Below are 26,626 nucleotides of genomic sequence, written 5' to 3'. Positions count from 1 at the left end.
CTGGTATGTGTTCTTGCCTAAGTAGCTACTCCGTTGATCATAAGAATTATACTATATCAGAATGGGAAAGGCTTACAGATTTATTCAGTCTCAACGGGCATCGGATGTAGGATGGGCTGAGCTACAGCAGGAAAATTAATATTTATTATTCATCTCCCAGCATTTTCCGATATAATAACTTAATAGAACGAAAGCAAGAGGATACTACCTCAGAGAGGTGATTGGAATGACGGTTGACGTCCTAGTACGCAACAATGTAAAGGTACTTGGTACCGGCGGGCAAACCATTGTGTTTGCTCATGGGTTTGGATGTGATCAGGATATGTGGCGCTACATTGTTCCGAGTTTTATGGATAACTACCGTGTCGTTTTGTTTGATTACGTAGGCTCGGGCCAATCTCAAATTGACTATTATGATGCTGACAAGTACAGCAGTCTGCAAGGATACGCACAGGATGTGCTTGAAATTATGGAAGCGCTCAATCTGAGAGACGTCGTATTTGTCGGGCACTCTGTAAGCAGCATGATTGGCATGCTTGCATCCATTCAGGCAGCCGAATATTTTAGACGTATTGTAATGCTGGGGCCTTCTCCCCGTTACGTAAATGATCTTCCGAATTATTACGGCGGTTTTGACCGACGCGACATAGATGAGCTGCTGGAGATGATGCAGATGAATTTTGTTGGTTGGGCGAGTTATCTTGCTCCAATCGTGATGCAGAATCCCGAGCGCAAAGAGCTGACAGTGGAGTTGGAAAAAAGCTTTTGTTCAAGGGACCCGCATATTGCGAGGCAATTTGCCGAGGTGACGTTTTTCTCGGATTGTCGGGATGATCTGGAGCGGGCTTCTGTACCCACGTTGATTCTCCAATGTTCAGACGATAGCATCGCTCCAGTTGAAGTGGGGGATTACTTGCATGCTCATCTGAAGAATAGCAGACTTCTACAGATGACGGCGAAGGGACATTACCCTCATTTGAGTCAGCCAGAAGAAACAAGTCGTTTCATTAAAGACTATTTGCAGAGCGTGTAAAGTAAAAGGAGAGGAAAGTGCAATTATTCCATGGACCTACAATTAGATCTGGCACCTTGCGGATACTTCTCCATCTCTGACTCGGGAATCATTCAATCGATTAATCAAACCATGCTGGGCATGCTGAAATATGAACGCACCGATTTGTTAGGGAAGCATATTGAGTCGACGATGTCGGTGACCAACAAGTTGTTTTTTCACACGTATTTTTATCCATACATTCAGCTATATGGTCATGTGGATGAGATGTACTTCTCGTTTCGTACCAGTGATCAGCAGGATGTTCCGGTTCTTCTGAACGGGGTTCGCCAGACTCGCAACGGAGAAAGCATAATTGACTGTGTCGTGGTGATCATGCGCAAGCGAATTGAGCATGAGAAGGATATATTGCAGACCAAAACAAAGCTGCAGGAATTATATCAAGCTACGAATGAGGCGAATAAGGAGCTTGAGCGATTGCATGAGGAGTACAAGGTAAAACAGCAGGCATTAATCAAAGTGAATGATCAGTTGGAGACGATGGCTTCTACGGATTTGCTTACCGGACTGAAGAACCGCAGATATTTCCAGGACAAAATGGTTGAAAGCCTGACGTTTTTTCGGGACTCCCAACGTTGTTTTTCCCTGCTGGTCGTTGATATTGATCATTTCAAAAATATTAATGATACGTACGGGCATCCGATCGGGGATTTGGTGCTCGGCAATCTGGCGGGCCTGCTACAATCGGTGTCACGCAGTACGGATGTGGTCGCGCGTTATGGCGGAGAGGAATTTGTCATTATTCTTGCGGATTGTGATCAGGAGCAGGCGATGCATACCGCAGAGCGATACCGTTCACAAGTCGCTTCCGCTGATTGGGGCGAATATAACATCACGGTGAGTATCGGCGCAGCTACTGTTGCGGAGGAAGACACGGAGCAGTCCCTGTTCCAAAAAGCGGATAAGGCGCTGTATGTCTCCAAAACCGGAGGAAGAAATCGGGTGACACATGCGTCAGAAGCAGAGCGTAACAACTCAAACCTTCATAATTAAATGATAACTGTCGATATAGTATTTAATGCTATTATCCAAATTAGAGGAAGTGAGCACATCATTATGAATCAGGTTGAGGCTGTTTTGACTGCCATGCCGTTCATTCGGGAAGCTGCACGTCAGGATGTATCCATCTCGGTAATGGACAGGGAGAAGTTTTTGTTTTTCCAATCTGGGAATGCCTTGAAATATGATTTTAAGGCAGGAGATCCGCTCCCGGATATCCACAGGGATTTTAAGATGTTACAGAATGAGTCGAAAACAAGGGAGCATTATCCGGCCGAACTATTCGGTATCGCTGCGGATTCTTATTTCCATCCCATCAAGAACGAGCAGAATGAAATAGAAGCAGTGATTTGCATTACATACAGTATGGATACGCAGGATCAATTGAAAAAGCTGATGAATCAGGCTGACGAAGTTACCGGCCGACTGATTGAGGGCATTCAGCATGTTGCTGCTCATTCCGAGGAATTGAGTGCGACTTCGGAAGAAATCTTGAGTAATACGAAACGGGCGGTTGAGGATTCCGGAAACGTTAATGAGGTCGTTCTATACATTAAAGAGATTTCGGAGCAGACCAATCTGCTTGGCTTGAATGCTGCAATTGAAGCAGCGCGGGTCGGTGAGGCCGGGGCAGGATTCGGGGTGGTCGCCACCGAAATTCGTAAGATGTCCACGGGAACCAAAGAAGCTACCGGACGGATTGAGCAGTCGCTTGACGCTGTAAAAAAATCCGTATTGAGTATGGAGCAAGAGATTGCCCAGATTTCAGTTTCTTCGCAAGAGCAGGCGAAGCTGGTCACAGAGTTTATGAATGTGATCGATCAATTGAATGAAACAAATCACGGCTTGCGCAGGCTGGTCGAAAAAATAACGGATGACGTGGAATAATTCCGTCGATACATGAACGAAACGCTCAACCACAGATGTGGTTGAGCGTTTTCTTATTTGCTTCAGGATGAACTTGGGTCAGCTTCCTTTTAGGAATACTGTTTATTCAGCAAAGCGGTATCGTAGTATTCTTCAAATGACTTGATCTTGTTGTGTTCAAATTTGAAGATTTGCACGTAAATGCCGTTATACTTGATTTTTTTGTCGTTACCCCAGGGTCCGTTGGCAGTGATGTCGATGTTGCTCCGTGTTTTGGTAACAATGGTATTCGGATTTTCGCCGACTATAAACTCGTCAATCGTCCATTCGAATGTACCTTTCATATCAGTGAAAATCGGATTGAAGAAGCTTTTAACAGCGTCCCAGCCTTCTTGAACAGCATTGTGCAGGACGGCGACATCTGCTGTAACAAACGGTGTAATCACTGCCGGGTTTTCCTCAACCCACAGCGAATAAAATTGGTCCGTATCACCCAGATACAGCGAGAAAAATTCTATAATGACATCCATGTTTTTGCGGGCGTCTTCATTTGCAGTATCCATTGACGCGTTAACGGTTACATTTTTGATCGTTTTGGAATCCATATATTCCACTCCCCTTTCACATCAAAGTATAAATTAAAGAATCTCAAATCATAATAGACTGTTTCAGTAGAGTGTAAAAAAACTGTACAAATACGTCGATATGTAAAGAGAATGGCCAAGACACCATAGCAGCGTTAGAACCTCAGGAGGGAGATACCTATGCTTAGAAAAATCACGCCCAAAGAACTCCTGGCTGAATCCCTGATTGATTTGGCCAAACGGAACCCGATTCAATCCATTACTGTCACCAACATCACGGATCATTGTCAGGTAAGCAGACAGATGTTCTATTATCATTTTTCGAGCAAGTACGATCTGATTGCCTGGATCTATAGTGACAAAGCGGATAAAATCATCAATCAATATATAGAGAAGGAGCCTTGGGGGCGCGTGGCCGGAAGAATTGTAGCGTTTATTAAAGAGGACTATCTCTATTTCAAAAAAGTATTTGACGACGATACACATTTATCATTCTATAATATTATTTTTCAATATACGGTCGAGTGCCATACCAAGCATATCCAGAAAAAATTGGGTCTTGCCTCATTGCCACAGGATATTGCTTTTGCGATCCAGTTTAATGCCTACGGAGGAGTCAATGTCACCAAAGACTGGCTTGAAAACGGCATGAGGGAATCCCCCGCCGAATTGGGGGAATTAATTTTTTCCGCCATGCCTCAGCCTATTAGAACGTATTTTAACAACGAATCGTAGAATCACTTTACCGGCATTATCCTGGTCACTCTTTCCGGTTACTCGTGGCTCATAAATCCATATCCCTTGGCAGGGGAACTGGCTTGGAGAGTGAAGTCTTCGTTGGCGTCATCCATAAACTTCGGATTCACATACAATGAATGAGCATCATTTCCTGATCCCTCGACGTAGGAGGTGAAGCCGGCATACTCCCTGTTTTTCCAGACCCAGAGCGCATCTTCTTGTGGTGCAGGGGAGTAGTACACGTTATGATCAAACACATTCCCCGAATTACTGGTGTATTCATTGTAGATGAGCACGTCAGAGCTATTTGATACGAGAATGTTCCGCTTGAACGTATTGTTCTTCGTTTGGGCTTGCATGAACAGCTGCCCATTGCCAGCATCCAGCAGGTCGTTATCAACTATTGTATTGTACATAATCGTACTGTCCACGGTAGAACCGCGTTCCTCATCATAGCCGCCCATGGCGATACCTGTCAGCCTGTTATGAAAAATGAGATTATCCTGCAACGTAATGTTGCTCGTTGAACGTCCGGCGTGCTCCGAAGCAATCTCGATCCCGATATCGTTGCGGTATACCCGATTATGGTCGATGATATGATTTTTGCCTCCATCTACATAGATTCCCCCGGCAGAATTGCTTTCATTGGGGAGGTTCGTTCCATAGGAAGGGTTGAGATTGGAAGAAATATTATAGATTTCGTTTCCTCGTACAATGCCGTTTCGCACTTGATCATACGTGTCATCTTCGGATGTACCTTCATAACCGATCAGATCAATACCAATGTTGTCGCTGTCATGAATGGTGTTGTCCAAGATGGCAAACGTATCGACATTCCCGTTGACTGCAAGTGACTCACTTGAACCGAGCACGAGATCATACAATTCATTATCCTTGATCATAATGTCCCGTAAGGCTTGGGGATGCTCCGTACCATAGATTGCAATTCCGTGGGCATCTCTACCCTGCAAATCCCGGTCCTGAGGGCTTGGCATCATTTGCAATGGAATGAACGGTGTTGCCCAGGATTTGAATGTGTTCCCCTGCTCCGTGAATATAGATGCCAGTAGGCACTTGACCCCGAAGAGAGGTTGTAAAGTTGCGGATATCGAGATTTTGAATCGTAATAAAGCTGGCATTTTCGACTTCAATTAAACCTTCTATACCGCGTACCGACAGACCTTCACCATCAATGATGACTTTCTCCTGTGGATAACTGGAGAACAGGGTGGGATTGCCGGAGGCATTTCCGCTCCGGGTTATTTTCACCTTTTGATGATATACCCCTTCCCGTAAATAAACGGTACTGCCTGGCTTGGCATGATCTGCAGCATGCTGTAGCGTTCTCCAGGGTTCTTGAATGGTTCCTGTATTTTGGTCATTTCCATCGGGTGCTATGTAATAAATTTCTTTGGTGGCGGGTGTATGAACCGAATCTGGTGAAGGCATGGAAGAGCCCTCATCCTGACAACCTGTTGCGAGAAGCATTAGAATCAGGGCCAGAACGTATTGTGTGACTGTACGAAGCAAAGTGTTTCCTCCTTATGAATTTGCTATAAAGTTTGATTATAGCAGATTTGAATGGAGGAATAGGGGTGTGATATGTTCATAGAAAACTAGCATGAGTGGAAGAATGGAGGATTAAGATGTGGAATGGTATTTTTGAACGGGAATGGATAAATCCATAGGGGGGGAGCAAGCAGAATGTAAAGTAGGCTGAAGGGAGCAATAATTATGCATAAATTAATCGCAAACGAATTAGTGGATCGGGAGAATCATGCTTGGGAGGAACTCAAGGAACTGTTGGACCATGGACAAAATAAATATACCTATGTTCCTGCACAGCGAGAGGTCGGAGAGGACGCGCTTTATCGCCTACAAGTAAGTACTAAATCCTATTTGGGGGCTGTTGCCTATGAGACAGCGGGCATTGTGCTGGATGATGGCTGGATTACGTTGCTTGGATCGGGAGGTGATCAAACCTTCGGGAGTCTGACCAGTTGGAATGGTGTGGCTGACAAGCCTTGTGTACCCGCACTGGAAGGCATGATGGTCGTCGCTTATGATGCTGCGGGTGGATTTTTCGGAATGGATACGGGTAAGTATGGCTGTACAGGACATGTATACTATTTTGCCCCTGACACGCTGGAATGGGAATCGACAGAACTGGCTTATTCGGGCTTCATCAACTGGTTGGCTAATGGTGATCTGGAGCAGTATTATCAGACCTTTCGCTGGAAGGGTTGGCAGAACGACATGGTACAGCTTCAGATAGGACAAGTATTCGCCTATTATCCACCGCTTTGGACGGAAGAGGGCAGCGGCGAGAGCAGCAGCAAAGCTCCTGTAGCTGTGGAAGAAGCCTGGAAAGCAGCATTGGCTGGGAAATGATGTGCTATGACAGGACTGTATGGAGGGAGTGTATGAATAACTTGAATATCGATAACATTCAGAAGCATTACGGCATTTTGTTTCCGCATGAATATCTGGAGTTTCAACGGGAGGCCGATGGTCAAGCATTTGATATGATTGAAAATGGAGAGGTCATCGACTGGGAGTAATCAGTTCATTGCGAATAACATCAATCTGGTAGATGACGTGAATCCCGATCCACGCCGGATTATTCCGTTTGCTTGGAGTGTCAGCAGCGGCAACAACTACTTATTGGATTACCGAAAGAATTCAGAATCTCCTGCCGTACTGGTTATGGACCATGAAGAAGCGATGGTACGCGAAGATGCCGAGAGTGAATCAGAGACGCCGGAGGAAGCCCAGCAACTGCTGGAGGAAAATGTACGAGAGATCGCTGCCAATTTCAATGCATTCATAGCTTGTTTAAAAGCCAGACCGAGTGATCCAGTTGAGTGATTCACCGTTTGAATATCCTCGTGAACGACAAAAGGCTCGCGCTATTCGCGGGCCTTTTACTCCATCGAATACATGAATGTTTTGATTGAATGATATAGAATACATCCTAGTTTGCAACCTATCCAGTCTCAGTCATTGTAACCGTAGAAGTCGATCGTGCAGCTTTGTTATGCCAGACCACGATGACTAGCGAGATCAGACAGACTAAGAGCAGACATCCATATACAACATGATAGGCTTCCTCTACTGGAACACCCGGAATGCTATGCAGCAGCAGCCCACAGACAGCCACGGATACCGAACCGCCAAAAAACTGGATCAGCTGTAACAAGCCCATGCCGGAGCCGATTTGCGCTTTGGGCAGCACCCGAGATGCTTCGTTATTCAGGGAAGCTATGGAGGCTGAGAGTGCCGGGGAGAAAAAGAGATATCCGCCGGTGATAATCAAAGCAGACTGATTCAGTCCCAGCATAAACAGAGCTAACACTCCGGCAAGCAAAATGTGTCCGATCATTAGAAAACGCATATTGCCATATCGATCAATCCAGCGACCTACGAAACGGGTGCAGAATGCCGAGACGATGGCTCCAGGAGCAATCAGCAGACCAATAGCCAGTGACGAACGTCCAAACAGATCAGCGAGCACTAGCGGCATCAGGAACAGATTGCCCAGATTTACGACCAGAACGCAGAAGCCGATGATCAGTAGCCGGGAAAACCCGGGTGTTCGGAATACATGTGGATTCACAAAAGGCAGGCTTGCCCTGCGAATATACACGATGTGCACAATAAGTGAAATGACACCGATGGACAGCCATAACCATGACTGCTGAGTGATGGCAACCAGAAGGGTAGTTGCATTAATCACGGTTAATGCTGCACCGATCATATCAAAAGGATTCTCCGGTTTGGCCGTTTCACGCGGGAGAAAATAGAGCAGTACGGGCAGTGCAAGCAGGACCAGCACCGTAATAGCGAAAAGTCCATTCCAACCCCAGTACTCACTAATGAGTCCACCTACGATTGGACCGAGCCCAAATGCCATGGCACTGCCTGATGAAATAAGTGCGATGGCAGCTCCGCGCCGTTCCAACGGGATGTAACGGCTTGCGATGACAAGCCCAAGCCCGGCCATGACCCCTGCACCCGCAGATTGCAGAATGCGTGTCAGCAGAAGGATCGCAAAGCTGTGAGCAAATAATCCGAATAATGAAGATAAACCCAAAATAAGCAATCCCACCGTCAGCAGTTTGCGCACCGGGATACGATCAGATAATCGACTGTAAATCACCGTCGACAAGGCGTAACCAATGGAGTAGCTTGAGATGACCCAGGACCCCAGGTCCGATGTAATCTGAAGATCATGAATAATAACGGGTAAAGAGACGTTAAACATGGTGGTATTCATCACAACGATGAACAGGCAGCAAGTCCAGAGAGGCATTACAATTTTATCTTTCACGTAACCATTCCTGTCTATGAATTCAATGGAGTCATGATAAATGTACCTGTTTTCTGATTCGAACAGGTAACCAAATCAATAAACCATTTTACGCTCAATCTTCTTATATGGCAATAATGTCATAATTACAGTGGGTTGAAAAAATTAGACTCCATTTTCCTTATCTAGCTAGGATCGTCAAGGTTGTATAGGATGCTATAAAAAAATAGGCGCCCTAAATTTAAAGGGCGCCTATTACTGTTAGGCTACGCTGGCTTGTTTCCCCCGATTGCGAATCCATTTGATGACATCCATCAGAATGACGGCTGCGAGAGCGAGTCCTCCTGCGATCAGGAACTCATTCCAGCCAAACGCAGCCGGGATGGCAAAGATGCCGCGTACACCCGGGATCAGCGTGATCGCGTAAAGGCAGAGACAAACCAGGATGGAACCAAGAACTAATTTATTGGTGGTGAAGCCGACCTGGAAAATCGTCTGTGTATTGGAGCGTGCTGCAAAAGTTTGCAGACTCCGTGCCAGAATCAAGGTTGTAAAGGCCATGGCCACACTTATTTCCTCCGAGATCCCAAGTCCGATATATTGGGACACGATGACCGCCACCCCGATCAGGACACCGCGAGTAATGACAGCCTGTAACGTTCCGCCGGCAAAGATGCCTTCGTTAATATCTCGCGGTTTGCGTCGCATGACATCCGGTTCAGCTTTTTCGGTACCGAGTGCAATGGCAGGCAGGGAGTCATTCACCAGATTGATAAAGAGCAGTTGCAGCGCTGTAAAAGGATTCACCCAACCGACCACAAGTGCAAACAAAATGGCGATAATCGCCCCGAGGTTTCCTGCAAACAGGTACGCAATGGCTTTTTTGATATTATCAAATACCATTCGCCCGACACTGACTGCATTCACGATGGACACAAAGTTATCATCCGTCAAAATCATGGCTGCCGCATCTTTGGCGACATCCGTCCCGCTGCCCATCGCTACGCCGATGTCGGCTTGTTTCAATGCTGGTGCGTCGTTGACACCATCTCCAGTCATGGCTGCAATCTTGCCTTTGCGCTGCCACGCACGCACGATGCGGATTTTATTTTCAGGAGATACACGTGCGTACACCGAGATATGTTCGAGCTGCTGGTCGAGTTCTTCATCCGACAGTTTGTCCAGCTCTGCTCCGGTAAGGGCCAGGTCGTCCGGGCCTGCAAGTCCGATATCAATACCGATGGCTTGGGCTGTTGTTTTGTGGTCGCCGGTAATCATGATGGTACGAATGCCCGCCTTCTTGGACTCTTCGATCGAACCATATACTGCTTCACGCGGGGGATCAATCATGGCTGTCAGACCAACAAGTGTTAAATCATATTCGTCCTCTATCGTAACCTGATTTTTGTCATCAAACTTTTTGTAGGCGTAAGCCAGCACACGGAAGGCGCGTTTGGAGAACGCTTCGTTCTTCTCTTCAAATTGCGTGCGAATCTCAGGCGTCAATGGCTGAACTTCACCGTTTATGAAAACATGACTACAACGGCTAAACAGCACATCCGGGCCACCTTTGGTCAGCAAAGCGGTCTGTCCCTCAAACGTATGCACCGTACTCATCAATTTCCGATCCGAGTCAAAAGGAAGCTCGGCTTCACGCGGAAACTGGTCACGAATTTCATTGTAATCCTTGTTCACCCGGTTACTGAAGGCGATGAGCGCTACCTCGGTGGGATCACCAAGTTCCTTGCCTTCCTGGTTAATATTCGAATCATTGCAGAGTACTGCAATATGTAACAAGCGGCGTTCCTCTGCAGACCACTGTTTGGGATCATCGGGGAATTGGTCTTTCGTGCCATGGGGAATGTAATAGTCCACCACAGTCATCTTGTTTTGAGTAAGCGTTCCTGTTTTGTCAGTACAGATAATGCTGGCAGAACCCAAAGCTTCCACGGCAGGAAGACGTCTGATAATGGCGTGCTGCTTGGCCATTTTATTCGTTCCGAGAGATAATACAATCGTTACAATAGATGAAAGGGCTTCAGGAATGGCTGCGACAGCTACGGCAACTGCGAACATTAGGGCATTCACAATGGATGGGCCGATATTTTCCGTTCCTTCCGTTAACCAGACACGACCTGCTTCAATAGCAAAAATGAGGATCGACAAGCCCAGGATAAAGAATCCAAGTTTCTTGCTGAACGATTCCAATTTGCGTTGTAACGGTGTTTCTTTGGCTTCAGCATTTTCAATTAATTCGGCGATTTTGCCGATTTCCGTTTTCAGTGCGGTGCCTGTAATAACGAGCATGCCACGACCATACACGACCAGTGAACCACTAAATGCCATGTTGCGACGGTCTCCGATCGGTGCTTCTTCGGGAATGGCATGCGCATGTTTCTCCGCAGCTTCGGATTCTCCGGTCAGCATGCCTTCATTGATTCGGAGACTTCCTGATTCCAATATGCGTCCATCTGCAGGCACGTAATCTCCCGCATCGAGCAGGACAATATCGCCGGGAACGAGTTCCCTCGCCGGAATCGTCTTTTTCTGACCATCACGAATGACCTTGGCTTCGGGTGCAGACATTTGCCGCAGTGCATCCAGAGAACTTTCGGCTTTTTTGGTCTGTACGACACTAATGACGGCATTTAACAGAATGACGAGAAAGATAATCAGCGATTCAATCAGGTGTCCGAGTACTATCTGGACAGCCGCTGCAATGAGAAGCACGATCACCATGGGATCTTTAAAATTTTCAATAAATAGCTTCCAGATGGGGGTTGCAGCTTTTCCTTTTAACTCGTTATAGCCTTCCGTCTCAAGTCTCTTTGCAGCTTCGGAGGTGGTGAGCCCATCCCTGGAACTCTTAACGTCCTGAAGTGTCTCCTCTGCACTGTGTCTGTAATGTTGCAAATGACCAGCTCCTTGGATCATAGATTTCGGATATTAGATTTCTTTGTGTATATAACCTTGCAGGCGTCTAAGAATCAGTAAAACTTCATCAAATTTATGAACTCCATAGGTAGAATCTCCGCGTCTGGTGAATCTCATTCGTTTGCTATGATTGCGCATTGTATATTACAGCTACTTCGTTGCCGAATGACACGGTTATAATGATTACGTTGTGGGACAAATTTCGTTTTATAGATGGGGTTTAAACTATAGTGGGGATACGGTGTGTTCACCTACTGGATGTTAGGAAAAGAACGGAAACACGTATAAATTAAGAAAAGCCCGTACCTGATGGTGCGGGTTTTCGTGTATTGTAGAGTTAATAACACGACTTCATTTAAATATATTTTTGATGTAGTAACACTTAAAACTATGGAGTCTTCAGCCACAGAAAGGATTACAATATGTCCAACAACATAGATTGGGTGGCACAATGGAAGTTAACCAAGCCACTGACAGACCAATGGATGACTGCGGGCAAGCTGCATCACTTTTCAAGTCATGCCTTGCTGCTCATCCTTGACGGGAAAGCCATCTGGAACATCAATAGTCACAGGGTTCAGGTATCTTATGGAGAGTTAATTGCTGTGGAAGAAAACTCTGTAATTGAAGTGATTGAGGGTGGCAATCTGGATCTGGCCGGATGGCATATTCAGTTTGATACATATGCGATGTTTCCTGACCGAGGTGAAATGGAGAAATATGAATGGCATGTACCGTCAGGAGATACGTATCAAAAAGTACAATTAACCGCTGGCACGCTGGCGATTCTCAGTCAGCAATGGAGTGAACACGGTTCTCCTGATTGGAATGCAACCCGGGTTAGAAATCAGTATCTGATATATGAATTGCTGCAACATGTATATCGTGAGCAGCCGGAAGAGCAGTCGAATATTGAGCAAGGTATTCTCCGCTCTGTGGATTACATGCAGCAGCATTATGACCAGGTCATCACACGAAAGCAATTGGCTGAGATCGCTGGTATCACTCCCTGGCATTATTCCCGCAAATTCAGTGAGCGATATGGAAAGCCACCTCTGGATTACCTGGCTCATTACCGAATCTATCGTGCTCAAGAGGAGCTGTTGTTAACAACGGCGACCTCTCAGGACATTGCCAAGAAGACCGGATTCGAGGATGCTCATTATTTCAGTCGTCGTTTCAAACAGCTAACAGGCGTTTCCCCGAGAAATTATAGACAAACGTTGCCCCTGCGTAATATCGTATGTCTTTCCCCGCTTTGTGCGGAAGTGTTGATTCACTTGGGGGTTATTCCACATGCCGTTATGGTGACACCCTTGCTTTTGCCTGAACATCAGCATGAACTATTTGAATTGCATCAGGTGAAGATGCTGGAAGTCCCGCAATATGAGCTGGATGTGGAACGGATTCGGCAAGTTCAGCCTGAATGGATTATAGGAAACGTATGGACAGAAGAGATCAAGCAAAGACTGCGCACCATTGCACCCATCTTAACGGGTCTGAATAACGATGTGGAGACCCTGCTCCATCAACTAGCCGGTTTGTTTCACCGTGAAGATACAGCCTATGAACTTCATTTGCAGCTGCAATTGGAAGTGAACGCAGCACAGCGACAACTGGAACATCTAGTCCAATCTTCCTCCACTGTGATGGTACTGAGGGTAGAAACGTTTGGTTATCGATACATGGGTGGTCATTCTAATGGGGTATCCCATGTGCTGTATGAACAGCTCCCATTAACTCTGCCACAGCCGCTGCAAGCAGGGGAGGCGTGGTTTAATCCTTGCTCACTCGACTTATTGGCCAAAGCTAATCCAGATTACCTGTTTGTTGAGAAACGGGTCATGCAGCACTTTAGTGCTGAAGATAATATGAAGAAGTTAGTGGAGAGCTCCCAATGGAATGACTTGGAGGCTGTAAAAAACAACAGGGTATTTCTCGTGGATACTCGCCTGTGGGTGGATGGTCGCGGAATTATCGGACACAAAATGATTTTGAATGAAATTGTGAATAGTCTGGTCACCAATGTATTGTAGAGCACAATAATCCAACTGAATACGCACCATCTCCTATGGAAGGATCTCTTCCTATTTGCTAGTATTTGATAATAATAATCATTATCAATATTATATAAGGGGCGAGTAGATCATGTCACGAAGGTTTAAGAGTTTTGGAATGGTGCTGTTGGTGTTAAGTTTGGTACTTTCAGCCTGTTCCGGTACTTCCAATAAGGAAGCAGGAGCTTCAACTGAAGATAGAGGGAATAATGAAACGAAGGTTGTTCGGGATCAGTTCGGTGAAGTGACGATTCCTGCACATCCCCAGAATATGCTAGTCTTCGATTCGATCTATGCCGAGTATCTCATTGAGATGGGTGTGATACCGCAAATGGTTATATTCGTTCCGGAGGTTGAACCGGAATATCGTTCTTCTTATTTTGAAGAACACGGCGTGCAAATGATAGAAGCAGAACAATATCAATATAATTATGAACAATTGCTTGCGTTGTCACCAGATATGATTATTACCGTAGGCGAAGGTATGGATAAGGGAGCATATGACGAATTGACCAAAATTGCTCCAACGGTGGCTCTGGAATCCAACAGTGAAATGAAGCAAGCGATGCCGAAGCTGGCTACCCTATTTGACAAAACAGAGGAATCTGTCAAAGTGCTGGCAGAGTTTGATGAGAAGGCGAAGCAGGCACAGCAGAAAATTGCTCAGGCCATCGGCGACAAAACTGTGCTGGTCCTTCGAGTGGAGCACAATCGATATCGTTTCATGGGCCCCAAAGGAGGAAGCAGCAGTGTCTTTTTCTATGATATTTTGGGTCTAAACAGTCCAGAAGTCATCAAAGACTCTACAGACTGGTTTAGCCAGTTTTCCCTGGAATTTTTGCCTGAAATGAATCCGGATTATATTTTTCTAGAAGACAGAACACTGAAAGGCTATGATACGAAAGAATCTATGGATAATCTGAAAGAAAGCAAAGTATGGGCAAGTCTGAATGCGGTCAAAGACAATCATGTCTTTCCGCTGAAAACGAGTGATTTTGTAACAGGTGTAGGCCCTATCGGATCGGCCAAGTTATTGGATTATGTCGTTGGAAAGTTGGTGCCCTAGATGAATACTGGAGCGAAGCAGCCATTGGATATTTACGATATAACGATCGTTGGTGGTGGACCTGCGGGAATGTATGCTGCATTTTACAGCGGGATGAGAGCAATGCGCACCAAAATTATTGAAGCCAAAGAGGAATTGGGTGGATTTATGCGTACGTACCCGGAGAAGCTGGTCTGGGATGTGGGCGGGGTTGATCCGGTTCGTTGTGAGAAACTGATTGATTCTCTGGAAAGACAGGCAAGAACCTTTGACCCCACAATTGTGTTCGGCCAGGAAATTGCGCAGATGGAACGAGGTGAGGACGATATATTCGTGCTTACTTCGAAGACGGGTGAGCGTCATTATACACGGACTATCTTATTATGTGCAGGTAGAGGTATGACGCAGGTTCAGAAGCTGGATATCGAGGGTTCCAATCGGTATGAGCTGACGAATCTTCACTATACCATTACCGATCTGTCGAGATTCAAGGATAAGCGTGTGCTGATCTCCGGAGGAGGGGATTCTGCGATAGATTGGGCGAATGAAATGGAGGGATTGGCGCAGGAAGTCATTGTGGTTCACAGACGACATGAATTTACGGCACATGAGCTGCCGGTTGCCCAGATGAAAGCTTTTGCCCAAGTCTTGACCCCTTACAGCATCTCTCGCTTATATGGTTCAGGAGATAAAATAGGCCGTGTTGACCTCGTGCATGTAGACAACGGGGAAATCATGCCAATTGAAGTGGATGAAGTGGTAGTCAGTCATGGATACGATCGTGATTTCGGTAACCTGGTCCACTGGGGACTCGAACGTGAAGATTACGGTATCTCGGTTGATCCGCGAATGTGCACGAGTCAGCCAGGTATATTCGGAGCCGGTGATTTCATCACCTATGGCAGTAAGGTTCGGCTGATCGCTGGTGCCTTCAACGATGCCGTACTGGCGGTAAACAGTGCGAAATTGTATATGGAACCTAGCGCTTCCGATATGGCAGGGGTATCGTCCCATAATGCAAGGTTCTTTGAGAAAAATAAAGCCATTTCTACCCTGTAAATTACCATGAGTAGAACGGGAAAATAAAATAAGGAGCCCGACCCGTGTTGAGAATTTCTCGAATATGAGTCGGGCTTTTTTTAATAAAACTTCCATGCTCAACTAACCATAAGTTAACCCTGTGGTTCTTGATACAAATCAATATATGCCATAAGTTCCTTCACTCCTGCAAATTGCAGGGCTAGTTGGGTGTTCAGCTTTTGCAGTGCAATCTGGAAGGCTTTATTAATCTGTGAGTAATCCTGCGTGCCGACGGTATTTAATAGTTCTTTCATATGCTCAATGTAGTAGACTGATTTTCTTAAGCTGCTAATGACTAATATCTTTCTTAATTCAACTCGGGTATACATTCGGTACCCATTCAGAGGGGCTCTTTCCGAGCGAATTAAGCCCTCTTTTTCCCAATGTCTGATCGCAGAAGTGTTGACCCCGGCAATATCAGCCGCTTTACCAATGGTAATCGACTCCGTCGTTCCAACCTTTCGATCGTTAGCAAAATCCACTTGTTGTACCATATTCCAAATGTCTTCCATTCGTTGCTTCTCCAGTTGGCTGTTGTACAGCTGGTGGTTCATCAGCCAGAGAGCATCAATTGTATCGCTCTGTTTTACTTGTCTCATGACCTCATATACAACAGGAATCTCGTATCCTTTCAATAATGAACGAATGGCAACAAACGCCTGAAGATGAACAGGGGTGTAGTACCTGTGATTGCTTAGGGTTCGTGGGACGTCGGGAATCAGGTTTTCCTTTTCATAGCGTCGAAGTGTTGTCGTACTGACCTCCAGCCTAGTGGCAATTTGCCCAGGTGTATACGTAGGGTTCATCTGCTTCTGCTCCTCATACTTCAAGTAAAACCTTCAAGTGCTACACTAACATACAACGAGCCAAGTCTATATTTTATCCACATTTTATAATGAAAACCGAAAGATTGCATCAATGTTATACACTGAGGATATCAACTGTAAAGGACTGGTTCAATTGAAGAAAATAATTACATTGTTAAATGGCTCGCAACTTGAAGCGGGTCTGACGGGAGCGCAAAATCGTCGCGTCATTATGCTGCCCATAGCCAAAAAGTCCGTGACCGGACAAGAAGCGGAAACCCTGAGGTTGTGGGGTGTTGATCCTGAATTGGGTGCAAAGTTTATCGCTGGACTTTCGGATGAATTTCAGATTCTGCATTTTGATTATGAAGGCCACTACATGGCACATCCCCATCCGGAACATTTTACGCCCGAATATATAGCTCAGGATTTGTTACGAATTGCAGATCAGATGAATGTGAATCGATTTAGTTATTATGGATACTCCTGGCTGGCTCTCGTCGGGTTGCAGCTCGCCCTTCGGACCGAGCGGATGGAAAGTCTCATTATGGGAGGGTTCCCGCCTTACGAGGGGCCGTATGAGGAAATGCGAGTAGTTATCACAAAGACATATGAGGGAGCAATGGATCAGCATAAGTCAACGAAGGAGAATAACGGAGCAGAAGCCTTTATAAATGAACAGTTTAGCCCGGATGAGGTCGATTGGGACAACATGGAGTTGAAAATTGATCCGGCTCAAACAAAGCAATTTGCGACCTTGTATCAAGATTTAATTGATTTTGATGACCAACATATTCAAACTCAGTTGAAGATTCCCAGATTGGCTTTTGCAGGGGAGAGGGATACGATTGTATACGGTGAGAAATTCGGCAGTGTGACGGTGGATATCGCTGGACGGCTGCAAAAGAATAAATCCATTCTTGAAAACTTCGGTTGGACCGTCGAAATCATTAAGGGAGAGGATATGGATCACACCAAAGCGATGCAGCCCAGTACCGTTCTCCCTGTTATTCATCCCTGGTTAAAAGCTCATTTAAGCTGAGGATCGGCAGGAACAAAGTTGGTAAAGTTGGTATTACTGTATGACATCGTCCAAAGCTCTTAGTTTGCGCTGCTGATAATCCAGAATGGATTCATATAACAACTGTTCGTTGAAATCAGGCCACATCACATCCGTAAACCAGAGCTCGGAATACGCCGCTTGCCATAATAGAAAATTGCTTAACCGTTTCTCCCCACTTGTTCGGATCAGCAGATCGGGGGCAGGATTTAGTCCGGTATACAGAAACTTTTCGAATTCCGCCTCGGAGATTTCCGAGGTTTCGTTGTTTTCTTCTTTGTTTTCCTCAATGTACGTTTTGATGGCTTGTACAATATCGTTCTTTCCTCCATAATTCATCGAAAAATAAACAGCCATCCCGCTGTTGGTTTGAGTTAGTTCTACCACTTTGCGCATCGCTTCCTGGGTTTCTTCTGGGAATTTGGAGATATCACCAATAAAATTAACTTTGATATTATTCTGATTCAGCTCCTGGACCGTTGTATCCTGTACAAATTCGACCACCAGACTAATGATGTAATCGACCTCTTCCTTGGGCCTTTTCCAGTTTTCCGTAGAGAAGGCGTACAGCGTGAGAGAGGCGATTCCGTTTTTGTGGCACATGCTTATCGTTTCCCGCATCGTCTGCATTCCTGCATAGTGTCCGGCACTTCGAGGTAATCCCCTTCTTGTCGCCCACCGGCCATTACCATCCATCATAATTGCGATATGTTTAGGTACAAACCCGTTCCAGTCGATGCAATCTTTAACATTTGGTTTTTCTTTAACTACTCGGTGCCACTTCAATGAATGTTCCTCCCGCTCCTCAAGCTAAAATGGGTAAGACATGTATAATGAATTTAATTTGTTCGAGTTGATTTCCAGAATTTATATATATTATATAGGATTGTATAGGAACAGTCATGACTCGCTTATAACCCTTCAATGTTTATAAAGAAACATGCTGCGAAGGAATCATACAAATATGTGAATTTATGGTGAATTCGATGCGCTTTCAGTCCATGATGGTTCGTTCTCCATTATAATAAATCAAAACGGACGAGGAGATGAACTCCAGATGAAAAAACAAATGTGGATCATTGGCGGCTTAGTGATTGTAATTGTGTTGGGAGCTTATCTGATTGCAAGCAATGCAGGGAAGGAAGAAGCAGGTAACGCCGAAGCACCCAATGTCAAAAAAATGGTTGAAGATATCAGTACACGCAAGGTGACACCGGAATCAGCCTCCATTAATGCCACCCAGTTAATTGTCACGGATAAAGGCAACCAAACGACAACCTACGACTTGCCTGAAAATGAATTTTTCCTTTCCATTGCGCCCTACGTAGAGCAGACCCATCCATGCGCAATTCATAGTCTGACCGGTTGTCAGGGCGAAATGGAAAATAAGAAGTTCATGGTGACGATCCATGACTCCGAAGGGAATACGCTCATGAAGGATGCTGAGATAAAGTCCGGCTCCAACGGTTTTATGGATTTCTGGTTACCCAGGGATAGGTCATATCTTATTCGTATGGTGCATGATGGAAAGGTGGCAGAGACCCAGCTGTCTACATATGAAGAAGATAATACGTGCATCACAACGATGCAGTTGAGTTAAAATATGAAAGGTGTATTTATGCAGTTGTTTGATGCAGTGGAAAAATAGGCTACGTGTAGTAGCGAACGTAGCCGTATTTGGGAACAGGATGTCTCCTTTGTTCTGGATGAAGTGATCCGCGGCGATTTTGATGAAGCTTTCAAGCCAATTGGTTTCTACTCTTGAATGCCGAGGCTTATCATCGTAATCAAACCATTCAGAAACCGGGTGCATATACGGCCACTATTCCCAAAACCAATCACGGGGGCTATACCGATCTGGCTGGCGTATCTCCAATCATTAATGAAGCAGGCGCCGATGTAGCAGCCAATTTCCAGCTTATTAATGAACTGTCGCTGAGCTTCTTTGACCAGCATCTCAAAGAAATAACCGGCATACCCTGGATGACATTCGGACTGCGCATCCTGAAATTAACTTGATCAAGTATTAGATTAATAAGTGTTAAGAGAGCCCGCCTTGAATGCGGGTTCTTTTAATTTTGAATTGACAAAATGGCATTCCTACGGGATAATCCATTAGTGATAATGATAATTGTTATCATATAAATACATATAAATAGGGGAGAATTAGGATATGAAAAAAAGATTAAACGGATTTTTATTGCTGACGGTTCTGGCACTTGCTCTAACAGGTTGCGGTAAGGCCAACAGCACAACAGATACAAATGAAAATGCTTCTTCCGGCAGCACACCGACTGAAGAGACCGCAGGTCCAGTTACAGTTAAGCATAGTGGTGGTGAGCTCAAGCTGGACAAACCAGCTAAGAGAGTTGTTACGCTGGAATGGACATATACGGAAGATGTAGTTGCACTGGGTGTTCAGCCAGTAGGTAGTGCGGACAACGCCAACTATAAAGTCTATGTGACGCCTGAAGCAGCTCTGGATGATACGGTGACGGATGTTGGAACACGTGACGAGCCAAATTTGGAGGCGATTGCAGCTTTGAAGCCAGATCTGATTATCGCCAATTCCAATTCGAATATCTATGATCAGCTCAATGCCATTGCACCAACGCTTGAATATGACCTGTATACGGGTGATGGCTATACTTATGACAAAATGACGGAAACGTTTAATAATATCGCGGTTGCTCTTGGCAAAGAAGACCAAGCGAAGAAGGTACTCGATGAACTCGATCAGCATTATGCAGAAGCCAAAGATAAACTTGCTGCTGCGGATAAATCGGAGTTCCATTATGTACTGACACAAGCATTTACGTATCAAAATGCAGCGAGTCTTCGTATGTTTACCGATAACGCTGTCGTTATTGGCACATTGGCGAAGGTTGGATTGATTAACGATTGGCAGCCGGACAAGATCGAGGGGTATGGTTTTTCAACAGTAGGTATTGAATCCCTGCCTGCTGTTCAAGACAGTAACTTTATCTACATCACACAGCCGGACGATGACGTTTTTGGCACAGCGATGAAAGACAATTCGGTATGGAAAGGACTGAATTTTGTCAAAGATAAACGCACCTATCAACTGGATAGTACAACATGGACGTTCGGTGGACCTATCTCGTCCAAAGCTCTGGTTGACGGGGTTGTCGGGGCGATTACCCAATGAGTTCGGTCCAACATTCCCGACCAGTGTTTAACTGGCGCACAATAAGCATTTATGGGGGCGGTCTAACCGCTCTCATCGTGCTTTTTTTTGTAAGTCTGTGTTATGGTGAAGCTTCAATTCCACTCCATACGGTTGTGGACTCACTTATGGGCAGGCAGGATACACTGGAACATAATATGATCTGGGATCTGCGCATGCCGCGTACGGTAATCGGTATACTCGCTGGAGGGGCGCTTGCTGTTGCCGGTTCGTTGTTACAGACCATTACACGCAATCCGCTTGCGGCGTCCGACACACTCGGCATTAATGCTGGGGCCTATTTTGTCGTGGTGTTGGGAACGATTTTTTTCCCAGGCTTGATGCACCAATCGCCATTCCTTTTCGCCGTACTCGGTGGATTACTGGCAGCTGCCGCAGCGTTCTTCATGGGCGGGGGAAGAACGTCTAGCCCGGTACGACTTGCGTTGTCAGGCATGATTGTTTCGATGGTGCTTGGTTCTTTTACAAGCGCGCTGCATATTTTCTTCTCTCAGGAGACTCAGGCATTATTTCTGTGGGGCTCCGGAACGCTCGTTCAAAATGACTGGAGCGGTGTGGTGTACGCATGGCCTTGGGTTGTTGGAATTACGATCGTTGCCCTGGTGTTATCCCGTCAGTGGGATATGCTGGAACTGGATGAATCAACTGCTTCCTCATTAGGACAAAAAGTAGGCATGGCGCGTGCCACTGGATTAATTATTGCTGTGTTACTGGCTGCGGTGATTGTCAGTGTAATTGGACCGATTGGCTTCGTGGGACTGGTGGCACCTCATCTGGTTCGATTGAGTGGAATCCGTTCCAACCGATTACTGCTGCCTGGTGTTTTTTTATGGGGTGCAGCACTGCTGGTTGGTGCAGATGTACTTGCCAAGATGGTTCATAACTCCAGTATGGAGTTGCCGACAGGAGCCGTGATGGCGATCATTGGTGCACCATGGCTGATCTGGCTTGTACTTACACGCATGAAAGCAGCGAATGGATCAGGCATGTCTACCTCAATGAGCACAGGAGCACGTTCACGTCGCTGGGCATTCGGCCCCATCGCTGTGATCTTTACTGTACTAACGTTAGCATTGGTTCTGCTCAGTACGATGTTTGGCGGAATGCGTATTCCTATGGCTGATCTTCTGCCAAGCCTGTTTCAATCGGATGGGCTATTTTCTGCCATTATTCAGCTTCGCGTTCCACGTACGCTTGTCGCCGCTGGTGCAGGTGCTGCGCTGGCGATTAGCGGTGTGCTTATTCAGATGGCCGTTCGCAACCCGCTGGCTGATGCGTCCATCGTGGGCGTGTCGTCAGGCGCAGGACTGGGTGCGATGATGGTCATTATCCTGTGGCCGGGTCTTCCGGTGTTCTTGCTACCCATTGCAGCGATTGTTGGAGCAGGGATCGCCGCAGCAATCGTATTCTCCTTGTCCTGGAAGAAGGGACTGAATCCTTCTGCAGTTGTATTACTGGGTATTGCCATGTCTGCTATTGCAGGCGCAGGCATTCAGGTTCTCATCGTTCGCGGCGCTGTATACGGCAGTAGCGGCTTTATCTGGCTGACAGGAAGTACCTATGCACGCACGTGGGATCAAGTGAAGATCATTGGGGTGTTCCTGTTGATTTTGATCCCGCTTGCGTGGTGGCTGGCACGAAGATTCGAACTGTTGGTATTCGACGATAATAGTGCTTCAGGGCTTGGCTTGAATGTTCGCCGGACGCGTCTGTTGGCTATGACAGTTGGTGTTCTGCTCGCCGCAGGTGCAGTGGCCTGTGTGGGAACGGTTGGTTTTATCGGGCTAATCGCTCCACATATGGTCCGCCTGTTGACAGGAAACAAGTTAAGACGGTCGATGTTTCTGTCGGCATTGGTCGGTGCAGTAATGCTGGTGCTGGCGGATACGATTGGGAGGACGGTTATGGCACCAACCGAGATTCCATCCGGTTTGTTGATTGCGATCATTGGAACGCCGTATTTCCTCTATTTAATGTACCGCTCCAACTGGCGCAAATCGGCTTAAACATTCGATCCTAAACAATCCTAAATAATAAAATCCCCTCTGGTTTTCAGTGTTGAGTTCATGTAGACATGATCTCTTTATTCACTGATTACCTTGAGGGGATATTTTCGTATGAGAGCTTTATTTCATGTTATACATGAGTTGTTTTTCTTAGAATTCCACTGTTGTCTACGGATAGGATCGCTTGCTGCAATGTCTCTTTATCCTGAACCAAAGCAAGTCTCACATATCCTTCACCCGAAGGGCCGAAAGCACTCCCGGGCGTTACGATTACCCCGGCTTGGGTAACCAGATCCATGGCAAACTGTTCTGAAGTATCGTAGTGGTCTGGAATCCGACTCCAGATGAACATGGTGGCTTCGGGTTTGGCGATAGGCCAACCGAGGTTGGTGAAGCCATCGCACAGAACGTCTCTACGCTCCTCATAGGTATCTCTGACCTGCTCAATTTCGCTCTGATCCCCTGTAATTGCAGCAATGGCTGCCTTCTGAATCGGCAGAAACATGCCGTAATCCATGTTGGATTTCAACTTCTTAAGCACGGATACGATATCCGGGTTCCCTACACAAAAGCCGATCCGCGCCCCGGCCAATCCATAGGTTTTGGATAGCGAGTTGAATTCAATGCCAACATCCATCGCGCCGGGATAAGCAAGGAAACTTCCGCATGTTTTTTTCATCGAACACCAGCTCGCTGTATGCATTGTCATGGAGAATGATAATGTCATATTTCTTGGCAAACTCAATCAGATCCAGATAAAACTGTTCGGGTGCCATCGCTGTCGTGGGATTGTTGGGATAGGATACAAGCATGAATTTTGCTTTGCGCGCAATATGCTCCGGTATGTCCTGAAGTTGAATGACATATCCGTGTTCTTCTTTTTGGGGCATATAATACAGCTCGGCTCCTGCGAGAAGAGGTCCATCGGCAAAGACGGGATAACAAGGATCGGGTACCAGGACCAGATCTCCTTCATCCACGATGGCCAAAGAGATATGCGCAAGTCCTTCCTGTGATCCAAGCAAGGAGCATATTTGGGTTTTCGGGTTCAGTTCAACAAGGTAACGGCGCTTGTACCATTCACTGACCGCTTGCAGCAATTCACTCTGATCATTTACAGCATATGTATAGTTTGAAGCATCTGCTGCTGCCTCGCACAAAGCCGTCATGATATGTTGGGCCGGGGGAATGTTGGGTGTGCCAACACTTAGATCGATGACCGCGTCTCCGTTCTCCAGCCGCTTGCGCTTGATTTCCAGCAAACGGGTGAAAATCCCTTCACTAAAGTGTTCCATACGTTTAGCAAACTTCATGATGATTTATCCTCCATCCTTATAACCCCTTGGGGAATAACACTTGGAGGTATTATAGCAAAGTTTTCAGGTGATAAGTAAGCGCGAAATGCACCTTGAAGATGTTTGCATCTGTTATCCGTACTTAAGCCAAAATTCTAATGTAAACAAAACACATAGGCCCGCTTCCGAGCGGGCGTTGGTGTATTTACAATCCCCGGTCTTGCCCGCTCATGCCTGGTTAGCCATGGCTGGAGGAGACGAATGGCTCATCACCCGCATGACGCTTGCGATATTCTCCGGGGGTCAGCCCGTACCGACGCTTGAACATGCGGATAAACGAGTTTACATTTTGATAACCGACCTGTGTCGCAATGTCCTGAATTCGCAGATCTACATTCACAAGTAGTTCCTTGGCCCGCTCAACCCGCAGATTGTTCAGATATTCGCTGAAGTTGATGTTCGTCTTTTCCTTGAAAATACTGGAGAGGTACCCCGATGTTAAATTCAACTTGTCGGCGACAATATTCAAATTAATATCTTCCCCATAATGATGATCCAGGTAGTCCAGTACAAAGCTGATAACCGGATCACGCGTTTCCAGCTGGCTGCGTACTGCCTCCAGTACAGGTTGAGCCTGAGTCTGAAGCCATTCTCTATATTGTTGCATGGAATGGAAACCATCAAATAACTCTCTCGGAGAAGAAGAGCGAAGCTCTGATTCGATGTGCGTTAGATTCAGCTTCATCACCGTCTTGCCAATTTGTTCTACGGCGCCGATTGCAAAGGTGCGGAAGTCTTCTGCGGCTGCATCCTTGTGCTGCAGTTGTTCCAGCTGGCGATCCAGCCAAGCGAATACGGCCTCATCATTGCCAGATTGCAAGAGGTTGTGCAGTTCCTCCCCATAGGATACCTTCACATGGAAGGCATTCGAAGAAGAAGCACGTGGCTCTACTATAACCTGTGTCTCCCCGTTCAGCCTTCGTTCTTTCAACAGCATGGACAGATTGCTGTACGCATCGGTAAACGGAATCTCCCCGGAATAAACCGGACTTACCGCGATCGTCAGATAGAGCGTTTCTTCGACAGCCAGCAACTCCTTCAGGGTATCCAGCGCCTGCAAAATACCGCTCTGCGGACCAGGATCGAACAGCAGCAGAAGCAGTTGGTCCTGCTCGGGCTGAATGGCAACGCTATTGGTTTTGCTGCTGGTGAAGAGGCTCTGAATCAGCTTCCACAATAACAGGGTATGCTGCCCGAATTCATCCGGCTGGGATTTGAAGCCCACCTGGAACAGAATGGAGACATAGGGCTGCTCGGATTGCTGGGCATCCTCAAGCTCCGCCAGATAGGAGCTGAGCGGGATATTTTTTACTTTATGGATATAAGCGTACTGGCGTACGAGAGAGTTCTTCTGCGCAAGATCGCTTTGAATGAAACGGTTATTCTCCAGAATGGAGCTCAGACGGTCGCCGATCATGGCGAATTCTTTTACACTGCTCCATTTATCTGGCCCGCTGTCCGAATTTCGGTCCAGAGCGGCAATAAGGCGCTGGAGCGGCTGGTTTAAGCGTAAGCTGAAAAATAGGGAGGAAAGCAGGCTAATCAGTATAGCAGCGCCGAGCAGGACAGCCAACAGCAGCTGCATACCTCGCATTTCCGCGGCAATCACTGCGGCTTGGGTAACCCGGACATAGGTAAACCCGGTTTGCTTACCTTTTTCATAGAAGTAATACTGATCGCCGATACGTTCATGTTTGCTTCCATCTGCGGGTAGCTGCGTATTCAGCATCTCCCCCTCCATTGTAGTGAACAGCAGGCGTCCCTCATTGTCCAGAATGTAGAACGGATTATTGCCGGCATCGCCATACGTGTCCTGCATACGCTGTGGATTCAGCATAACAATGCCGTACACATCCTCGTAAGGAATGGCTTTCATCATGATTGGCATCAGTTGACCGAGGGAGCGGGAGGAATGAAGAGTGTTTTCCGTAAAAGCTGCGGCAGGCATCACTTTCAGGAACTGGTTGTTCATCGTTTGAGTTTTCCAGTAATCCGGCGGATATTCTTTACTATAATAATATTTACCGAACATATCGCTGGCACTGCTAAGTCCTTCCTTTTCCAGGACATAGTCTTCTTGCTTGAAATAGAGAATGAAATTGTCGATATGCAAAAAAGGATTGGCATACAGCGTGGAGAGGTCCGACTTGACCTCAGCGGGAATATCGTAACGGCGGTTTTCCTTAATGTGGCTCAAAATGCCTAGGTTGGCTGTCCAGGTATCCGATTGAGTGAGGGCCAGAATCATATTTTGGGTCAGTCGAAAGTGATTCTCATACCCTTCAACTGTCTGAGCAAGGCCCAATTCATTTTGTCTGACCATCTCCTGATATACTTTGTTGCTTAAGTACAGATGGGAGAACAGGTTAAATGAAGCCAAAATCAGGATGACACTGAGGAAGCTCAGCATTAGCTTGACAAACAGTCCATTCAGCGCAAATTTGCTTGTAAGCAGTCCCTTCATTATGACATTCCCCCTTGTAGTACAGCCCCGGATCGAGTGATT

25 protein-coding genes are annotated in these 26,626 nt (G+C 46.3%); 15 read left to right on the top strand and 10 right to left on the bottom strand.

All coding sequences use genetic code 11. The annotated features are described in order from the left end of the window. Window positions 1–226 precede the first annotated feature (226 nt). The 3 genes from Q0V21_RS06640 (at window position 227) to Q0V21_RS06630 (ending at window position 2,959) form a co-directional block, all read left to right on the top strand. The gene (locus tag Q0V21_RS06640) at window positions 227–1,033 is read left to right on the top strand and encodes an alpha/beta fold hydrolase (protein WP_079351180.1); all 807 of its coding nucleotides are present in this window, start codon (window positions 227–229) and stop codon (window positions 1,031–1,033) included. 30 nt (window positions 1,034–1,063) lie between these two features. Then, window positions 1,064–2,065: a sensor domain-containing diguanylate cyclase gene (locus Q0V21_RS06635; RefSeq protein WP_079351181.1), complete on the top strand. Its 1,002-nt coding sequence runs from the start codon at window positions 1,064–1,066 to the stop codon at window positions 2,063–2,065. A 63-nt stretch (window positions 2,066–2,128) separates the two neighbouring features. Beyond that, on the top strand, window positions 2,129–2,959 hold the full coding sequence (locus Q0V21_RS06630) for a methyl-accepting chemotaxis protein (protein WP_079351182.1): 831 nt from the start codon (window positions 2,129–2,131) through the stop codon (window positions 2,957–2,959). Window positions 2,960–3,048: 89 nt separating this feature from the next. Here Q0V21_RS06630 and Q0V21_RS06625 read toward each other — a convergent pair whose 3' ends face one another. Beyond that, on the bottom strand, window positions 3,049–3,543 hold the full coding sequence (locus tag Q0V21_RS06625; RefSeq protein ID WP_079351183.1) for a nuclear transport factor 2 family protein: 495 nt from the start codon (window positions 3,541–3,543) through the stop codon (window positions 3,049–3,051). A gap of 159 nt (window positions 3,544–3,702) precedes the next feature. Here Q0V21_RS06625 and Q0V21_RS06620 point away from each other — a divergent pair, with 159 nt between their 5' ends. Further along, window positions 3,703–4,257: a TetR/AcrR family transcriptional regulator C-terminal domain-containing protein gene (locus tag Q0V21_RS06620; RefSeq protein WP_301878124.1), complete on the top strand. Its 555-nt coding sequence runs from the start codon at window positions 3,703–3,705 to the stop codon at window positions 4,255–4,257. Window positions 4,258–4,295: 38 nt separating this feature from the next. Here Q0V21_RS06620 and Q0V21_RS06615 read toward each other — a convergent pair whose 3' ends face one another. Next, window positions 4,296–5,231 (bottom strand): right-handed parallel beta-helix repeat-containing protein, encoded by a 936-nt coding sequence (locus Q0V21_RS06615; RefSeq protein ID WP_301878123.1) that lies wholly within the window; start codon window positions 5,229–5,231, stop codon window positions 4,296–4,298. Then, window positions 5,221–5,790: a DUF1565 domain-containing protein gene (locus Q0V21_RS06610; RefSeq protein ID WP_301878121.1), complete on the bottom strand. Its 570-nt coding sequence runs from the start codon at window positions 5,788–5,790 to the stop codon at window positions 5,221–5,223. Before Q0V21_RS06610 ends, Q0V21_RS06615 begins: the two co-directional genes overlap by 11 nt. 204 nt (window positions 5,791–5,994) lie before the next feature. Here Q0V21_RS06610 and Q0V21_RS06605 point away from each other — a divergent pair, with 204 nt between their 5' ends. The 3 genes from Q0V21_RS06605 to Q0V21_RS06595 are packed head-to-tail and all read left to right on the top strand — an operon-like array spanning window position 5,995 to window position 7,128. Next, window positions 5,995–6,651, top strand: coding sequence for a DUF2625 domain-containing protein (locus Q0V21_RS06605; RefSeq protein WP_301878119.1), 657 nt, complete (start codon window positions 5,995–5,997; stop codon window positions 6,649–6,651). Window positions 6,652–6,683: 32 nt separating this feature from the next. Continuing rightward, entirely contained in the window at window positions 6,684–6,821 is a 138-nt protein-coding gene (locus Q0V21_RS06600; protein WP_301878117.1) for a hypothetical protein, read from the top strand. After that, window positions 6,796–7,128, top strand: coding sequence for an SMI1/KNR4 family protein (locus tag Q0V21_RS06595; RefSeq protein WP_301878115.1), 333 nt, complete (start codon window positions 6,796–6,798; stop codon window positions 7,126–7,128). Before Q0V21_RS06600 ends, Q0V21_RS06595 begins: the two co-directional genes overlap by 26 nt. 118 nt (window positions 7,129–7,246) lie before the next feature. Here the strand turns inward: Q0V21_RS06595 and Q0V21_RS06590 are convergent, their stop codons facing one another. Both Q0V21_RS06590 and Q0V21_RS06585 read right to left on the bottom strand, forming a co-directional pair. Beyond that, a complete protein-coding gene (locus Q0V21_RS06590; RefSeq protein ID WP_301878114.1) occupies window positions 7,247–8,590 on the bottom strand; it encodes an MFS transporter in 1,344 nt (447 codons plus the stop codon). A 240-nt stretch (window positions 8,591–8,830) separates the two neighbouring features. Further along, a complete protein-coding gene (locus tag Q0V21_RS06585) occupies window positions 8,831–11,482 on the bottom strand; it encodes a cation-translocating P-type ATPase (RefSeq protein WP_301878112.1) in 2,652 nt (883 codons plus the stop codon). 443 nt (window positions 11,483–11,925) lie between these two features. Between Q0V21_RS06585 and Q0V21_RS06580 the strand changes: the two genes are divergently transcribed. The 3 genes from Q0V21_RS06580 to Q0V21_RS06570 all read left to right on the top strand — a co-directional run bounded on the left by Q0V21_RS06580 (window position 11,926) and on the right by Q0V21_RS06570 (window position 15,664). Next, a complete protein-coding gene (locus Q0V21_RS06580) occupies window positions 11,926–13,539 on the top strand; it encodes a helix-turn-helix domain-containing protein (RefSeq protein WP_301878111.1) in 1,614 nt (537 codons plus the stop codon). A 112-nt stretch (window positions 13,540–13,651) separates the two neighbouring features. Further along, window positions 13,652–14,626 carry an ABC transporter substrate-binding protein gene (locus Q0V21_RS06575; RefSeq protein WP_079351190.1) on the top strand — a complete coding sequence of 325 codons (975 nt, stop codon included), beginning with the start codon at window positions 13,652–13,654 and terminating at the stop codon, window positions 14,624–14,626. Beyond that, window positions 14,627–15,664, top strand: a complete 1,038-nt coding sequence (locus Q0V21_RS06570) for an NAD(P)/FAD-dependent oxidoreductase (RefSeq protein WP_079351191.1) — start codon at window positions 14,627–14,629, stop codon at window positions 15,662–15,664. Window positions 15,665–15,777: 113 nt separating this feature from the next. Here Q0V21_RS06570 and Q0V21_RS06565 read toward each other — a convergent pair whose 3' ends face one another. Beyond that, complete coding sequence (locus Q0V21_RS06565; protein WP_301878109.1) at window positions 15,778–16,491, bottom strand: MerR family transcriptional regulator; 714 nt, start codon at window positions 16,489–16,491, stop codon at window positions 15,778–15,780. Window positions 16,492–16,645: 154 nt separating this feature from the next. On the opposite strand from Q0V21_RS06565, the gene Q0V21_RS06560 reads away from it, so the two are divergent. Then, window positions 16,646–17,533, top strand: a complete 888-nt coding sequence (locus tag Q0V21_RS06560) for an alpha/beta hydrolase (RefSeq protein WP_301878108.1) — start codon at window positions 16,646–16,648, stop codon at window positions 17,531–17,533. A 33-nt stretch (window positions 17,534–17,566) separates the two neighbouring features. Here the strand turns inward: Q0V21_RS06560 and Q0V21_RS06555 are convergent, their stop codons facing one another. Then, the gene (locus tag Q0V21_RS06555) at window positions 17,567–18,337 is read right to left on the bottom strand and encodes an undecaprenyl pyrophosphate synthase (protein ID WP_301878107.1); all 771 of its coding nucleotides are present in this window, start codon (window positions 18,335–18,337) and stop codon (window positions 17,567–17,569) included. Window positions 18,338–18,608: 271 nt separating this feature from the next. On the opposite strand from Q0V21_RS06555, the gene Q0V21_RS06550 reads away from it, so the two are divergent. The 4 genes from Q0V21_RS06550 to Q0V21_RS06535 all read left to right on the top strand — a co-directional run bounded on the left by Q0V21_RS06550 (window position 18,609) and on the right by Q0V21_RS06535 (window position 22,765). Then, a complete protein-coding gene (locus Q0V21_RS06550) occupies window positions 18,609–19,151 on the top strand; it encodes a CueP family metal-binding protein (protein WP_301878106.1) in 543 nt (180 codons plus the stop codon). Window positions 19,152–19,312: 161 nt separating this feature from the next. After that, entirely contained in the window at window positions 19,313–19,570 is a 258-nt protein-coding gene (locus tag Q0V21_RS06545; protein ID WP_443145467.1) for a hypothetical protein, read from the top strand. A gap of 154 nt (window positions 19,571–19,724) precedes the next feature. Further along, window positions 19,725–20,720: an ABC transporter substrate-binding protein gene (locus tag Q0V21_RS06540; protein WP_301878105.1), complete on the top strand. Its 996-nt coding sequence runs from the start codon at window positions 19,725–19,727 to the stop codon at window positions 20,718–20,720. Beyond that, the gene (locus tag Q0V21_RS06535; protein ID WP_301878104.1) at window positions 20,717–22,765 is read left to right on the top strand and encodes an iron ABC transporter permease; all 2,049 of its coding nucleotides are present in this window, start codon (window positions 20,717–20,719) and stop codon (window positions 22,763–22,765) included. The genes Q0V21_RS06540 and Q0V21_RS06535 overlap by 4 nt, the downstream gene beginning before the upstream one ends. Window positions 22,766–22,895: 130 nt before the next feature. Here the strand turns inward: Q0V21_RS06535 and Q0V21_RS06530 are convergent, their stop codons facing one another. From Q0V21_RS06530 to Q0V21_RS06520, 3 genes are all read right to left on the bottom strand, one after another. After that, entirely contained in the window at window positions 22,896–23,444 is a 549-nt protein-coding gene (locus tag Q0V21_RS06530) for a pyridoxal phosphate-dependent aminotransferase (protein ID WP_301878102.1), read from the bottom strand. Then, complete coding sequence (locus Q0V21_RS06525) at window positions 23,386–24,078, bottom strand: aminotransferase class I/II-fold pyridoxal phosphate-dependent enzyme (RefSeq protein ID WP_301878101.1); 693 nt, start codon at window positions 24,076–24,078, stop codon at window positions 23,386–23,388. The genes Q0V21_RS06530 and Q0V21_RS06525 overlap by 59 nt, the downstream gene beginning before the upstream one ends. A gap of 220 nt (window positions 24,079–24,298) precedes the next feature. Beyond that, window positions 24,299–26,584: a helix-turn-helix domain-containing protein gene (locus tag Q0V21_RS06520; RefSeq protein WP_301878100.1), complete on the bottom strand. Its 2,286-nt coding sequence runs from the start codon at window positions 26,582–26,584 to the stop codon at window positions 24,299–24,301. Window positions 26,585–26,626 lie beyond the last annotated feature (42 nt).

This window comes from Paenibacillus sp. 11B (assembly GCF_030487755.1).
Lineage (GTDB): Bacteria > Bacillota > Bacilli > Paenibacillales > Paenibacillaceae > Paenibacillus > Paenibacillus vandeheii.
The sequence above is the reverse complement of the archived record's forward strand: the minus strand, read 5'-3'. Positions and strand labels throughout refer to the sequence as shown.

What these genes read in the sequence shown, in the direction of transcription:
- Q0V21_RS06570 (WP_079351191.1), top strand. Translation starts at nt 14,627, where the DNA reads ATGAATACTGGAGCGAAGCAGCCATTGGATATTTACGATATAACGATC.
- Q0V21_RS06525 (WP_301878101.1), bottom strand. Translation starts at nt 24,078, where the DNA reads ATGAAGTTTGCTAAACGTATGGAACACTTTAGTGAAGGGATTTTCACC.
- Q0V21_RS06550 (WP_301878106.1), top strand. Translation starts at nt 18,609, where the DNA reads ATGAAAAAACAAATGTGGATCATTGGCGGCTTAGTGATTGTAATTGTG.
- Q0V21_RS06635 (WP_079351181.1), top strand. Translation starts at nt 1,064, where the DNA reads ATGGACCTACAATTAGATCTGGCACCTTGCGGATACTTCTCCATCTCT.
- Q0V21_RS06595 (WP_301878115.1), top strand. Translation starts at nt 6,796, where the DNA reads ATGGAGAGGTCATCGACTGGGAGTAATCAGTTCATTGCGAATAACATC.
- Q0V21_RS06600 (WP_301878117.1), top strand. Translation starts at nt 6,684, where the DNA reads ATGAATAACTTGAATATCGATAACATTCAGAAGCATTACGGCATTTTG.
- Q0V21_RS06620 (WP_301878124.1), top strand. Translation starts at nt 3,703, where the DNA reads ATGCTTAGAAAAATCACGCCCAAAGAACTCCTGGCTGAATCCCTGATT.
- Q0V21_RS06565 (WP_301878109.1), bottom strand. Translation starts at nt 16,491, where the DNA reads ATGAACCCTACGTATACACCTGGGCAAATTGCCACTAGGCTGGAGGTC.
- Q0V21_RS06630 (WP_079351182.1), top strand. Translation starts at nt 2,129, where the DNA reads ATGAATCAGGTTGAGGCTGTTTTGACTGCCATGCCGTTCATTCGGGAA.
- Q0V21_RS06540 (WP_301878105.1), top strand. Translation starts at nt 19,725, where the DNA reads ATGAAAAAAAGATTAAACGGATTTTTATTGCTGACGGTTCTGGCACTT.
- Q0V21_RS06640 (WP_079351180.1), top strand. Translation starts at nt 227, where the DNA reads ATGACGGTTGACGTCCTAGTACGCAACAATGTAAAGGTACTTGGTACC.
- Q0V21_RS06575 (WP_079351190.1), top strand. Translation starts at nt 13,652, where the DNA reads ATGTCACGAAGGTTTAAGAGTTTTGGAATGGTGCTGTTGGTGTTAAGT.
- Q0V21_RS06520 (WP_301878100.1), bottom strand. Translation starts at nt 26,584, where the DNA reads ATGAAGGGACTGCTTACAAGCAAATTTGCGCTGAATGGACTGTTTGTC.
- Q0V21_RS06625 (WP_079351183.1), bottom strand. Translation starts at nt 3,543, where the DNA reads ATGGATTCCAAAACGATCAAAAATGTAACCGTTAACGCGTCAATGGAT.
- Q0V21_RS06530 (WP_301878102.1), bottom strand. Translation starts at nt 23,444, where the DNA reads ATGAAAAAAACATGCGGAAGTTTCCTTGCTTATCCCGGCGCGATGGAT.
- Q0V21_RS06605 (WP_301878119.1), top strand. Translation starts at nt 5,995, where the DNA reads ATGCATAAATTAATCGCAAACGAATTAGTGGATCGGGAGAATCATGCT.
- Q0V21_RS06580 (WP_301878111.1), top strand. Translation starts at nt 11,926, where the DNA reads ATGTCCAACAACATAGATTGGGTGGCACAATGGAAGTTAACCAAGCCA.
- Q0V21_RS06535 (WP_301878104.1), top strand. Translation starts at nt 20,717, where the DNA reads ATGAGTTCGGTCCAACATTCCCGACCAGTGTTTAACTGGCGCACAATA.